The following is a 13,026-nucleotide window of genomic DNA, read 5'->3' on the forward strand; positions in this document are numbered from 1 at the left end:
GATGATGCGAGTGCGTTGCCGAAGTGTCATCGGCGGGGAGCTGTGATGGTCATTCGAGCACGGGCGTGGTCGCCGTCGATGTCGCCGTGATGGGGGTCCCGAAAGGAGCGGAGATGGTCGCGGCGCGTTGGTCGTGGATCTTGTACGTGGACCCGGCCGTGCCGCAGGTGACCCACCCGGTTGCCACGATCGTGCCTCCGCCCCACCCCCAGACCGCACCGTCTGCAGAGGTCGCCCACGCGGCGCACTGCGTCGAACTGAGTCTCGCGATGGGAACTCCCTCGGGCAGACCGCCCACGAGACGAGGCAGCGTGACGATGTCAGCTGCGACATTGCTGGTGCACGCGTTCGTACCCGAGGTGCGCTCGCCGACGGCCTGGCAGTAGTTGTTGCGCCCCCACCCGTAGACGAGGCCGTCACGGGTGAGCGCTTGCATCGAACCAACACCTGAGACCGTGGAATCGACGTTCGAGAGCGCAAGCGCGGGCCTATTGCGGAAACTGGGGTCTGACGCATTCGTGCTGCTGGGGCGCCCGAGGAAGTGGAGACCGTAGGTGGTGTCCGTCGACACCATCCAGGTGTAGAGGTCGCCGTTCTGCAGCAGCAATCGTGGTGCGCGAGTCGAGAAACCCAATTGCCTCACCGGGCACTCGCTGACGTCGACGCCGTTCACTTTGCCGGTCGGCTGCCCGCACCGTGCCGAAGTGGTGGTGGCGGTGTGAGCCACGATCGCCTCGTATCGTGCCGTGCGCTCCGCTTCCGTTGCGAGTTCCGCGGGGTTGTACGTGAGCCCATCGGCGGTCTGATACAGCTCGGGATAGTTCTCGAACAGCACGCGGTTCGCCCCTTGATTGAGGATTGGGCACCCCTGATTGGTCTGAGTCGTGTTCACTCCGTTGGAGTTGTCCCATCCCCAGGTGTAGATCAAGCCGTTCGTCGCGACGCCGCCGGCGGAGACGTATCCGCCCCAGATCGTATGCCAGACGACGTCGCCGGTGTTGTTGGACGTGCAGGCACCCAGTCCCGGATTAGCGGTCGTGGTGTTCGCTCGGGATGGGAGCGGCTTGTTCCCGGTCGTCGGGGTCGGCATGTTCTCGCCGCCGTACCCCCACGCCCAGAGCGTGCCGTTCACGTCGAGCGCGTACACCTGATTCTCGATTTGCTGAAGATCGATGATCTGCGGCAGCGCCTGCCCGGTGTCTGTTGTGGTGACCTGTCCAGGCGTCCGCGACTCCGCCGCTGAGATCGATCCGCGTCCGATCAGGGTGGGACCGCCCCAAGCTTGACCCCACGTCCACACTCGTCCCTGGTCGTCGAGGGCTGAGAACAAGGTCTGCTGCCCCCAGTTGAAGTCGTTGCCCGACGACCCGGCATCGACGATTCGAACACCGTCGGGAAACACCACCCGATTCGGTGGCGCGAGATTGAGCCCGGTGCTGGCATTGCCTGCTCCGTCTCCGCTCCTGCGGTCACCCGACACGTACAGCTCACCGGAACTGTTGAGGAACAGGGCCGAGCCCGGAGACATGTCCTGTCGAACCGGGTAGGCCGGCACCATCGCTTCCGTGGCCAGTTCAGCCCGTGCGTAGCTCTCCGACTGGAAACCGGCCGTTGTCGTCGTTGCCGTGAGTGCCAGGATCGCGACCGCAGCGACGCCCATCAGCGACGCTCCGAAGATCCTCCGTCTACCCACGCGTCGACCTCCAACCAAACCCCGAAAATTGCTGCTACTGTACGCTTCGCGATTGCGATGCGCCACGAATTTCCCGCGTTGATCAGCGTTTTCAGTAGTGGTGGGTCGCCGTTTAAGTAGTCACGGCTCCCGCGGTACGTAATGAGAGTGCGTCATGTGCGACAACGGAGTGCCGATTCGTCAACGTCGCCACGGAGGAGGGCTGATTCTCGATCCGCTCACGCACTGCCCGGATACTGCACGGTGTACGGATCCCAACCGCGAGCGGTGAGCGCCGCTCCGTCGAGCGAGAGGCGGCCGGCTTCGCCCTCCGCAGAAGCCGGCGGCGGGCCCGCCGGAAGCACGTCGCCGATCCGAGTGAACCCGACGGGCAGCGGAGCGGAGGCCGGGAACGTCGCGAGTAGACCGTGATCCTCACCGCCGTGCAGCATGGCATCCACCGGCACCCCGGCCGCGCTCTGATCGCCGAAGCCCTGCTCGAGCAGCGCGGTGGAGAAGTCGACGCGAACGCCGCTCGCTCTGGCGAGACGCTCGCTGTCGATGGAGAGGGAGTCGGAGACATCCATCATCGCCGTGGCGCCGCCCTGTGCAGCGATCACTCCGAGCGGAATCGGCGGAGCGGGCGCGAGTTGCGCGGCTATCGCTTCGGGATGAGCCGCCCACAGCTCCGCAACGCCCTCGGCGCTCGCGGTCCCGTCCGGCGCAACGGCATTGCTGAAGAGCAACGAGAGCCCGAGCCCCGCCAGCCCCAACTCCCCCGCATACGCCACGATGTCTCCCGCGCGCGCTCCGGAGCGCGTGATCGGGCGTCGGCCCTCGAGATCGCCGATCGCGGTCACCGCCGCGGTGATCACGGGGGCACGGCCGAGATCGCCGCCGACCACTCCCGACCCGGGAGACAGGGTTCGGCACGCCGAGTCGAGCCCCTCGGCGATGCGCTCCAGCAAAGCCACCGGAGTATCGCGCGGCACGGCGAGCGCGACCGTCAGAGCGGTCGGTCGCGCGCCCATCGCGGCGACATCCGAGAGGTTCGTCGCCGCGAGCTTCCATCCCAGCTCGAAACCGTCGTGCCAGGCGAGGCGGAAGTCGGGGCCCTCGATCATGGTGTCCGTGGTGACGACGATGTCTCCGTCGTGCCCGAGAACCGCGCAGTCGTCGCCGGGCCCGAGAGTGGCAGAACTCGATTCGGACAACCGCGCGAGCACTCGAGCGAGCACCCCCGACTCCCCCAGCTCACCCACGGTCATCGTCGATTCCTCGTGTGATTCCACGGGTTCCACGCTACCGCCGCGCAGGCACGACGCCGCGCGCAGCACTCGGCCAGTCGACGGCGAGTAGGCTGGAGCGGTGAAGTCTCGCGCACTGAAGATCGTCGCACTCTCAGCAGCACTCGCAAGCACGGCGACGCTCATGTCGGCCTGTGCGCCGATCGTGCCGATGGAGGCCGCAGACGACGCGAACAACCCTGCGTGCGCCGACGTGATCGTGCGCCTCCCCGATATCGTCGCGGGCGAGGATCGCCGCTACACCAACGCGCAGTCGACGGGCGCCTGGGGCGATGGGGCCGTGCAGCTCGTCTGCGGCGTCGAGCCGAGCGGGCCGACCACCGACACCTGCGTCAACGTAAACGGCGTCGACTGGGTGATCGACGACTCGGCTGCGCCGATCTACCGGTTCGAACCGTACGGGCGCGCTCCCGGTCTCGCCGTGTACGTCGATTCCGATCAGGTGAGCGGCACCGAGACCACCGTCGACCTCAATGCCGTCGTGCAGCAGCTGCCGCAGGAGCGCCAGTGCACGACGCTCTCCGACACGTTCGACGTGCCGGGCGCGAAGCAGTAGCGACCCACCCGCTCAGTACGCGGGGCGGCGTTCGACGGCGAGTTCGATCAGCTCGGTGATGAGATCGGTGTAGCTCAGTCCCGACGCCTCCCACAGCCGCGGATACATCGAGATCGGCGTGAACCCGGGCAGCGTGTTGATCTCGTTCAGCACGGGGCCGTTCTCCGTCAAGAAGAAGTCGACGCGCGCCAGTCCCGCGCACTGCGCGATCTCGAATGCGAGCACCGCATCGCGCTGCAGCGCCTCGAACTCGTAATCCTTCACGGCAGCGGGCAGGTCCAGGCGCACCCCGGAACCGTCGAGATACTTCGACGCGAAGTCGTAGAATCCGCCGTCGGAGATCACGATCTCCCCGATCACGGTGCTGGTGCGGGGGCGCTGATCTCCACGCCCCTCGAGCACCGCGATCTCGACCTCGCGGCCGACGACGCCGGATTCGATGAGCACTGTGCGATCCTCTGCGAACGCGACGTCGAGCGCTTCGGGCAGCTGCGCGGGCGCAGTCACCTTGGTGACGCCCATACTGGAGCCCGCGCGCGCCGGCTTCACGAACAGCGGATAGTGCAGACCGGAGTCGAGTCGCGACACCAGAGACGGGTCCGCGTCCAACTGAGAGCGCGTCACGGTGTTCCACGGCGCAACCGCGATCCCCGCATCGGCGAGCACCGTCTTGACCGCGTGCTTGTCCATGCAGAGCGCCGAGCCGAGCACGCCACTGCCGACGTAGGGAAGGTCGACGAGGTCGAGCATGCCCTGCACTGTGCCGTCTTCACCGTAGGGTCCGTGCAGCATCGGGAGCACCGCGTCCGCATGACCGAGGCTGCGGAGCGCGCCCGACTCCTCGATCACGGTGAGCGATCGGGTTGCGGTGGACGCCGGCCACAGCACGCGCGTTCCATTGTCGACCACCTCGGGAAGCGCGACCGCGTCGAGTCGGTACTCGGCGAGGTCCTCCTCCTGCATCAGCACGGTCGCGCCGTGCTTGGTGATTCCCACCGGGATCACATCGAACCTCGCACGGTCGATGGCGCGGAGCACCCCGGCCGCCGTCACGCAGCTGATCCCGTGCTCGCTCGACCGACCGCCGAAGAGCAGCACGACCGTGCGCTTCGCGAGAGTCTGCTGCTGAGTCGCCATCCCGGTCACGCGCGTGTTCCCTTCATACGGTCGAACAGTCGTTTCAGCCGACCGATCTGAGGTGCGCCCAGGCTGAGCTCCGCCTGCGGCACGTCGTCCTCGGTCGCGAGGTGCGGGCCCAGATGCTTCGGCTGCATCTTCCCGGTCAGCACCATCTGCACCTGCTCGACGATCGGCATGAGCACGCCGCGTTCTCGCGCGAGCTCGAGCACGGGCGGTACGGAGGTGATGCCCTCGGCGACCTGCTGCATCTGCTCGCGGGTCTCCTCCTGCGTGTACCCCTGACCGATCAGACGCCCCGCGGTGTTGTTGCGGGAGAGAGGCGACTGGCACGTGGCGATCAGGTCGCCGAGGCCGGCGAGGCCAGAGAGCGTGGCCGGATCGGCGCCGGAGGCCACGGAGAACTCCGTCATCTCGGCGAGCCCACGTGTGATGATCGCGGCCTTGGTGTTCTCGCCGTATCCGACCCCGTCGACGATGCCGATCGCGAGCGCGATGAGGTTCTTCAGCACCCCGCCGAGTTCGGTTCCGATCACGTCGGTGTTGACGTACGTTCTGAAGTACGGCGCACTGGCGGCCATCGCGACCTCCTGAGCGACGCCGAGGTCCGCGCACGATGCGACGGCTCCGGTCGGCTGCTCCTTCGCGATCTCGAGAGCGATGTTCGGGCCGGAGACGACCGCGATGCGCTCGGGCTCGAGGTCGAGGGTGTCGGCGATCACCTCGGACATGCGCATCGTGGTGGTCTTCTCGACGCCCTTCACGAGGCTGACGAGCACTGAGCGCCGCTCGAGATACGGCTCCAGATCGATGAGGTTCTGGCGCAGCGTCTGGCTCGGCACAGCGAGGAACACGAGCCGGGCGCCGCGCAGCGCGGTCGCGAGATCGTCGGTCGCCTTGAGCGTCTTCGGCAGGTTGATGCCGGGAAGATACTGGCTGTTGCGGCGCGCCACGCGAATCTCGTTCGCGATCTCGGGTCGCCGTCCCCATATCGTGACGTCGCACCCGGCATCCGCGAGCACCTTCGCGAAGGTCGTGCCCCAGCTTCCCGCCCCGATGACGGCGACGGTGCGCCCGCTGTTGCGATCGGCGTGAGTCGATCCCGCTGCTCCGGATCGAGTACTCAAAAGCGCCCCGTTTCACTCTGCTGATGCTTGCTCGGATCCCAGCGCTCAGGCGGCGCCTGCTCCCCGCGGAGGCCCGCCAGGAGCGCGGTGATGGCATCCATGAGCTCGCGCGTCGCCTCGTTGATCACCCGTTGGTCGACCGGCTTGCCGGCGAACCGACTCAGATCGAGCGGCTCGCCGATCGACACCTCGATCGTCTTCCGAGGGAACGGATGCAGTCGCTTCGCGTACCGCGGCATCAAACGGTGCGTGCCCCAGTGCGCGACCGGGATCAGCGGAATGCCCGACTCGATGGCGAGTCGCACCGCACCGCTCTTGCCCCGCATCGGCCACAGATCCGGATCGCGCGTCAACGTCCCCTCCGGGTACACGATCACCCCGTCCTGCCGCTCGATGATCTGCGACGCGGCGCTCATCGGGTTGCCGTCCGGGCTCGCCGAACGCGCCACCCCGTCGCGCTGCACGGGAACCTGACCGGATGCTCGCATCAGCCCGCCGAGCACGGGAACCTTGAAGAGGCTCGCCTTCGCCATGAACCGGGGCAGCCGACCGAGGTGCCACACCGCGGCCCCCATCGCGATCGGGTCGACTTCGCTGTAGTGGTTCGGAGCGAGGATGAACGGGCCCCGCTCCGGAAGCTTCGACTGCGGCGTGAAACGATAGCGCACCATGAGCGACCAGACCGGCAGGATCAGCGCGGCCAGCACCCAGAACACCGAGGGCCGACGCTTCTCCGGCGACAGTCGGCTGCGGAACTTCACGGTGTCAGTCATGCATCCATTATCCCGAATGCGGCGGTTGCTCGACGGCATACGCCCCGGGCAACCGCCGCAATCGCAGGCGAGTCGCGGCTCAGCTCTCGTAGACGAAATCCGCGCCGAGCAGACGCAGCTTCTCGATGAAGTTCTCGTAGCCGCGGGAGATGATCCCGAGGTTGGTGACCTTCGACTGGCCCTCCGCCGTCAGAGCGGCGATGAGGTGGCTGAAGCCGCCGCGCAGGTCCGGCACCTCGATATCGGCGCCGTGCAGCGGAGTCGGTCCGGTGATGACGGCCGCCTGTTCGAACTCGCGGCGCTTCACCCGACGAGCCTCGTCATGCAGGCCCTCCTTGTACACCACGATGTCGGCACCCATCTTGACGAGGGCATCCGTGAAACCGAAACGATTCTCGTAGACCGTCTCGTGAATGGTCGACTGCCCTTCGGCCTGCGTGAGTGCCACCACGAGCGGCTGCTGCCAGTCGGTCATGAAGCCGGGGTGCACATCGGTCTCAATCGTGACCGGCTTGAGCGCGCCGCCCGGGTGCCAGAAGCGGATGCCGTCGTCGTGCACGTCGAAATCGCCGCCCACCTTGCGGAAGACGTTGAGGAAGGTCATCATCTCCTCCTGCTCGACACCGCCGACGAACACGTCGCCCTTCGTCGCGAGCGCGGCCGCGGCCCAGCTGGCTGCTTCATTGCGGTCGAAGATCGCGCGGTGGTCGTAGCCTCGGAGTTCGGGCACGCCCTCGATGAAGATCACCCGGTTCGGCTCCATCGAGATGATGGCGCCCATCTTCTGCAGAATGCAGATGAGGTCGACGATCTCGGGCTCGATGGCGGCGTTGCGCAGCTCCGTCTGCCCCTCGGCGAGCACGGCCGTGAGCAGCACCTGCTCGGTCGCGCCGACCGACGGGTAGGGCAGCTCGATGTTCGCGCCCTTGAGCCCGTTCGGGGCGGTGAGGCTGATGCCGCTCGGCAGCTTCTCGATGACGGCGCCGAAGTTGCGGAGCGCATCGAGGTGGAAGTCGATCGGGCGATCGCCGATCCGGCACCCCCCGAGGTCGGGGATGAATGCTTCTCCGAGGCGATGCAGCAGCGGGCCGCAGAAGAGGATCGGAATGCGCGACGATCCTGCATGAGCGTCGATGTCGGCCTGGTGCGCCACCTCGACATTGGACGGATCGAGGCGCCACTCCCCTGCCTGCTCGCCTCGCGTGATGAGCACGCCGTGCAGCGCGAGAAGCCCCGCCACAACCCGCACATCCGAGATGTTGGGAACGTTGCGCAGCACGCTCGGGGTCTTGCCGAGCAGCGCCGCGACCATCGCCTTCGTCGCGAGGTTCTTCGCGCCGCGCACCTCGATGCGGCCCTTCAAGGGGCGTCCGCCGTTGATGATGATCTCATCGGAGGTCAACCCGACCCGAGCGCCCGCCTTCTGAGCGTCGAGCTTGCGGCCCGCGGCCTCGGACTCCTCCGCCGCCGCGGCTTCCGCAGAAACCTGCTCCACTGCCTCCAGCTCGGCCTCGTTCACGGTTTGCTTGGTCATTCGGCCTCCACGGGGGTCGTTGTCGGCATCCAGCTCGGGCGGTTCGCCTCGAACCTGGTAATGGCGTCCGCATCGCGGAGCGTCAAAGAAATATCGTCGTGGCCCTCCATCAGGCGCCAACGCGTGTAGTCATCGACCTCGAAGGGGATCGTGAGCTCGCCGGCCGCGATGGTGCGATCCTCCAGGCTGACGGTGACGGCCATGCCCGGGTCGGCGTCGATCGCGGCCCAGATGCGCTTCACGTCGTCCTCGGTCACCTGCGCTGCGAGCAGCCCCTGCTTGCCCGAGTTGCCGCGGAAGATATCGGCGAAGCGCGGAGAGATGACGACGCGGAAGCCGTAGTCGCGGAGCGCCCACACGGCGTGCTCGCGCGATGAGCCCGTGCCGAAGTCCGCCCCGGCGACGAGGATCTCAGCACCCTGGAACGCAGGCTGGTTCAAGACGAAGTTCTCGTCCTGCCGCCAGTGGGAGAACAGCGCGTCGTCGAAGCCCGTCTTCGTGACGCGCTTCAGGAACACTGCCGGGATGATCTGATCGGTGTCGACGTTCGACCGCTTCAGCGGAGCCGCGACGCCGGTGAAGGTCGTGAACTTCTGCATGGTTCAGGCTCCCGCCTTCTCGGATACGGGCATGATGGGGATGCGCCGGCGCACCGGCAGCTCGGAGCCCTCCGGGGCGTCGTGCGTGATGCCCTTCTCGAGGTCCTCCTGCAGATCCCAGGGGCTCGACAGCGTACCTCGGATCGCGGTCGCCGCAGCGACCAGGGGCGACACGAGATGCGTACGGCCGCCCTTGCCCTGGCGCCCCTCGAAGTTCCGGTTCGACGTCGACGCGCAGCGCTCACCGGGAGCCAGCTGGTCCGGGTTCATGCCGAGGCACATCGAGCACCCCGCGAAGCGCCACTCGCCGCCGAACGCTTCGACGATGCGGTCGATCCCCTCGGCCTCCGCCTCCGCGCGCACGCGCGCCGAGCCCGGCACCACCATGAGTCGAACGCCCTCGGCCTTCCGCTTGCCCTTGATGAGCTCGGCGAACGTGCGGAGATCGTCGAGTCGGCTGTTCGTGCACGAGCCCATGAACACGGCGTCGACCGGAATCTCCTTCATCGGAGTACCCGCGGTCAGATCCATGTACTCGAGCGCGCGCTCGGCGGCGGCGCGCTCATCGGCATCGGCGATGGTCTCGGGATCGGGAACGGTCTCGCTGAGCAGAACGCCCTGGCCCGGGTTCGTGCCCCAGGTGACGAACGGTTCGAGCGCGCTCGCGTCGATGAATACTTCCTTGTCGAAGACCGCGCCTTCGTCGGTCGGCAGCGTCTTCCAATAGGCAACCGCTTCGTCCCAGTCGGCGCCCTTGGGCGCGTGCGGGCGGCCCTTCACGTACTCGAACGTCGTCTCATCGGGTGCGACCATGCCGGCACGGGCACCGGCCTCGATCGACATGTTGCACATGGTCATGCGCCCGTCCATAGAGAGCCCGCGAATCGCGGACCCGCGGTACTCGAGCACGTAGCCCTGGCCTCCGCCGGTGCCGATCTTCGCGATGACGGCGAGAATGATGTCCTTCGCCGTGACCCCGGGGCGGAGCTCGCCCTCCACATTGATCGCCATGGTCTTGAACGGCTTCAGCGGCAGGGTCTGCGTCGCCATGACGTGCTCGACCTCGCTCGTTCCGATGCCGAACGCCAGGGCGCCGAACGCGCCGTGCGTCGAGGTGTGGCTGTCGCCGCAGACCACCGTGATGCCGGGCATGGACAGCCCGAGCTGCGGGCCGACCACGTGGACGATGCCCTGCTCGCGATCGCCCAGTGGATGAGCGCGGACGCCGAACTCGGCGACGTTCTGCCGGAGGGTCTCGATCTGCAGACGGCTCGTCGGATCCTCGATCTGGCGAGTGATGTTGACCGTGGGCGTATTGTGATCCTCGGTCGCGATCATCAGGTCGACCCGGCGCAGCGGGCGATCGGCGACGCGCAGCCCGTCGAACGCCTGCGGACTCGTCACCTCGTGAATGAGGTGGAGATCGATGTAGATGAGGTCGGGCTGGCCGTTCTCACCCTTCACGACGACGTGATCGTCCCAGAGTTTCTCCGCCAGGGTGCGGGGCCGTACGGCCGCCTCCGACGCAAACTGCTCGCTCATGTGTGCTTCTCTTCCCGGTTCCGTGCACTCAGCACTGTGCTGTTCAACACCGCGCGGCGCGAAAGTATTTCGCGAGCATCGACGCGGTGGATCGACCATGCGAGAACTCCGCGACGGGCGGCCGATGGACTAGACCCCGTCGCGGCTATGAAGAAGCAGAGCCCGCGAACGCATGGCGCGAGTCTACCACCACCGCCTCGCACTCCCCGGAAACGCTAGTGCCGGTTGGCGCGATGGTGATCCTGCCCCATCTGATCCGGGCCCTCTGCGACGCCGAGGTGGAGATGCTCGCCGCGCGCGCGGGCCTCGCGATTCGCCTTCACCAGGCTCGCGACGGTCGCGATCAGCATCGACACGACGATGAAGCCGAGCGACACCCAGGTGTTGATCTCGGGGACGGGCACGTGCTCGCCGCCGTTGATGAACGACAGCTCGTTCTCATGGAGCGCATGCAGAATCAACTTGACGCCGATGAAGGCGAGGATCGCGGCGATGCCGTACTTCAGATACTCGAGCCGCTCGAGCAGGCCGCCGAGCAGGAAGTAGAGCTGCCGAAGGCCCATGAGCGCGAACACGTTCGCCGTGAACACGATGAAGGCGCTCTGCGTGATGCCGAAGATCGCGGGAATCGAGTCGAGGGCGAACAGCAGGTCCGTGACTCCGAGCGAGATGAGCACCAGGAGGAACGGGGTGAACATGCGCTTGCCGTCGACCGTCGTGCGGAGCTTGCCGCCGTCGTAGTGATCGCTGAACGGCATCACCTTCTTGACCTGGCGAATGACCCAGTTCTCGCCGTGCTCGCCCTCACCGCCCGGCTTCACCTGCTGCCACGCCGTCCAGATCAGCCATGCGCCGAACACGAAGAAGATCGCGATGAAGCGCTCGATGATCGCCGCTCCCACCAGGATGAAGGCGCCCCGGAAGACCAGGGCGAGCACGATCCCGATCATGAGCGCCCGCTGCTGATAGGCGCTCGGCACTTTGAAGCTTGCGAGGATCAGCACGAACACGAAGAGGTTGTCGATCGAGAGGCTGTACTCCGTCAACCACCCCGCCAGGAACTCCGTGCCGTGCTGCACATCGCCGAGCAGGAAGATCGCACCGGCGAAGATCAGCGCCAGCAGCACGTAGAAGCCGACCCACAGACTCGCCTCGCGCATGGACGGAACGTGCGGGCGTCGAACGATCAGGGCGAGATCGATCACGAGGATCACCACGAGGGCGATCATCGATCCGATCTCGAACCAGAGCGGGAGCACTGAAGTCAACGGCACGACCTTCCTTTTCGCTCCCGCCATACTAGCCGCGCCGCGAGAGCCGCTCGCGCACCGTTCACGATCCCACAACGGCGCTGCGCTAGCATATGGTGCACTTCACCAGCACGAGAGGGCCCACTACGTGAGCAATCGACCCAGTATCACCGAACGCAGCGCGCAGGCCGGCCCGGGGCCGGCGTCCCGCACGCTCGCGGCCTTCATCTTCGCCAGTCGCTGGCTCCAGGCCCCGCTCTACCTCGGTCTCATCATCGCGCAGGCCGTCTACGTCGTCCTCTTCTTCGTCGAACTCTGGCACCTCGTGGAGAACGTCGTCGCGACCGGACACATCAGCGAGACCGACGTGATGCTCAGCGTGCTCGCGCTCATCGACATCGTCATGATCGCGAACCTGCTGATCATGGTGATCATCGGCGGGTACGAGACCTTCGTCTCCAAGATTCGCGTGCAGGGGCACCACGACGAGCCCGAGTGGCTGTCGCACGTCAACACCAACCTGCTCAAGGTCAAGCTGGCCGTGTCGATCATCTCGATCTCGTCGATCCACCTGCTCAAGACCTTCATCGAGGTCGGTCGCATGGATGACGGCGTGGTGCGCAACGCCGACGGCAGCGTGCTCTACTCATGGGACGGCGTGCTGTGGGAGGTCGTCATCCACCTCGCGTTCATCGTCTCCGCCATCGCGCTCGCGTGGATCGATCGCATGAGCCAGCATCACGCCACCGGCCGATCGGGTGGGCTGAGCGTCGGCAAGATCGAGGCCGGGCTGCGCGAGGACCCGGTGCGTTCGTCGGCTCCTGACGACTTCGTCACGGTCCGTCTCCCCGCAGGAGCACCGCTTCCCGCTGGCGCGGAGATCGTCTCGAACGACCGCTAAGGTGGTTCTCGGTCGGCTTCGCCGGCGCACGCGCGAGTGGCGGAATTGGCAGACGCGCTGGATTTAGGTTCCAGTGTCCTCGGACGTGGGGGTTCAAGTCCCCCCTCGCGCACGAACAGAAAATGGCCTCTGACCTGGGGTTTAGATCACCGGGTTGGGGGTCATTTTCGTTCCATGTGCTGAGATATGTGCTAAGCCCCACCGAGATGGGCCGCGAAGCGGTCTGCTGCGGCTTTCTGCATCGTCGGGGTGACATGGCTGTAGATGTTCATCGTGGTTGTGATGGTGGAGTGCCCCAGGCGCTCCTGTACTACCTTGGGATGCTCGCCAAGCTCCAGCAGGAGTGTGGCGTGCGTGTGGCGCAGCCCCTTGATCGTCACGCGGGGCAGCGTCGGGTGTGCCTTGGCGAGCCAGTTCATGCGGCGATCCCAGCGGCTCGTCATGGCGTCGGGTGAGCGCAGCTTGCCCTCGTCGTCACCGAACACATACGCATCGGCTTTCGCCAAATCGAACGACACTTCGGCGCGGGCGACCTTGTAGGAGGCGAGCACTTGGGTCTGCTGCACGTTTAGGTGACAGATTAGTCAGGCAGCGAGTGCGACCTGCTCGTTCATGATGGCCTCGTACT

The 13,026-nt window shown here is 66.4% G+C and carries 12 protein-coding genes and 1 tRNA gene; 3 read left to right on the forward strand and 10 right to left on the reverse strand.

Features of this window, described 5'->3' with window-relative positions; translation table 11 throughout:
* Positions 1-49: 49 nt before the first annotated feature.
* Positions 50-1,693, reverse strand: a complete 1,644-nt coding sequence (locus tag PQI23_RS09840; protein WP_339974038.1) for a hypothetical protein — start codon at positions 1,691-1,693, stop codon at positions 50-52.
* A 218-nt stretch (positions 1,694-1,911) separates the two neighbouring features.
* Positions 1,912-2,940 carry a thiamine-phosphate kinase gene (gene thiL / locus PQI23_RS09845; protein ID WP_445238420.1) on the reverse strand — a complete coding sequence of 343 codons (1,029 nt, stop codon included), beginning with the start codon at positions 2,938-2,940 and terminating at the stop codon, positions 1,912-1,914.
* Between the two features lie 100 nt (positions 2,941-3,040).
* Between thiL and PQI23_RS09850 the strand changes: the two genes are divergently transcribed.
* Positions 3,041-3,535 carry a DUF3515 family protein gene (locus PQI23_RS09850; protein WP_339974042.1) on the forward strand — a complete coding sequence of 165 codons (495 nt, stop codon included), beginning with the start codon at positions 3,041-3,043 and terminating at the stop codon, positions 3,533-3,535.
* A gap of 12 nt (positions 3,536-3,547) precedes the next feature.
* On the opposite strand, the gene PQI23_RS09855 is transcribed toward PQI23_RS09850, so the two are convergent.
* The 7 genes from PQI23_RS09855 to PQI23_RS09885 form a co-directional block, all read right to left on the reverse strand.
* Positions 3,548-4,672: a D-alanine--D-alanine ligase family protein gene (locus PQI23_RS09855; protein ID WP_339974069.1), complete on the reverse strand. Its 1,125-nt coding sequence runs from the start codon at positions 4,670-4,672 to the stop codon at positions 3,548-3,550.
* A gap of 5 nt (positions 4,673-4,677) precedes the next feature.
* The gene (locus PQI23_RS09860) at positions 4,678-5,799 is read right to left on the reverse strand and encodes an NAD(P)H-dependent glycerol-3-phosphate dehydrogenase (RefSeq protein ID WP_339974044.1); all 1,122 of its coding nucleotides are present in this window, start codon (positions 5,797-5,799) and stop codon (positions 4,678-4,680) included.
* Positions 5,796-6,572, reverse strand: coding sequence for a lysophospholipid acyltransferase family protein (locus PQI23_RS09865; protein WP_339974046.1), 777 nt, complete (start codon positions 6,570-6,572; stop codon positions 5,796-5,798). Before PQI23_RS09865 ends, PQI23_RS09860 begins: the two co-directional genes overlap by 4 nt.
* Before the next feature lie 79 nt (positions 6,573-6,651).
* A complete protein-coding gene (gene murA, locus PQI23_RS09870) occupies positions 6,652-8,106 on the reverse strand; it encodes a UDP-N-acetylglucosamine 1-carboxyvinyltransferase (protein WP_339974048.1) in 1,455 nt (484 codons plus the stop codon).
* Positions 8,103-8,705 carry a 3-isopropylmalate dehydratase small subunit gene (gene leuD / locus PQI23_RS09875; RefSeq protein WP_339974050.1) on the reverse strand — a complete coding sequence of 201 codons (603 nt, stop codon included), beginning with the start codon at positions 8,703-8,705 and terminating at the stop codon, positions 8,103-8,105. The genes murA and leuD overlap by 4 nt, the downstream gene beginning before the upstream one ends.
* A 3-nt stretch (positions 8,706-8,708) precedes the next feature.
* The gene (gene leuC / locus PQI23_RS09880) at positions 8,709-10,247 is read right to left on the reverse strand and encodes a 3-isopropylmalate dehydratase large subunit (protein WP_339974052.1); all 1,539 of its coding nucleotides are present in this window, start codon (positions 10,245-10,247) and stop codon (positions 8,709-8,711) included.
* A 215-nt stretch (positions 10,248-10,462) separates the two neighbouring features.
* Entirely contained in the window at positions 10,463-11,545 is a 1,083-nt protein-coding gene (locus PQI23_RS09885; protein WP_339974054.1) for a TerC family protein, read from the reverse strand.
* Positions 11,546-11,645: 100 nt separating this feature from the next.
* Here PQI23_RS09885 and PQI23_RS09890 point away from each other — a divergent pair, with 100 nt between their 5' ends.
* On the forward strand, positions 11,646-12,398 hold the full coding sequence (locus PQI23_RS09890) for a TIGR00645 family protein (RefSeq protein WP_339974055.1): 753 nt from the start codon (positions 11,646-11,648) through the stop codon (positions 12,396-12,398).
* 30 nt (positions 12,399-12,428) lie between these two features.
* Positions 12,429-12,510: transfer RNA gene (locus tag PQI23_RS09895), tRNA-Leu, on the forward strand.
* Positions 12,511-12,589: 79 nt separating this feature from the next.
* On the opposite strand, the gene PQI23_RS09900 is transcribed toward PQI23_RS09895, so the two are convergent.
* Complete coding sequence (locus PQI23_RS09900) at positions 12,590-12,964, reverse strand: tyrosine-type recombinase/integrase (protein ID WP_339974057.1); 375 nt, start codon at positions 12,962-12,964, stop codon at positions 12,590-12,592.
* Positions 12,965-13,026: the final 62 nt, after the last annotated feature.

The organism is Leucobacter sp. USCH14 (genome assembly GCF_037619215.1).
Taxonomy (GTDB): domain Bacteria; phylum Actinomycetota; class Actinomycetes; order Actinomycetales; family Microbacteriaceae; genus Leucobacter.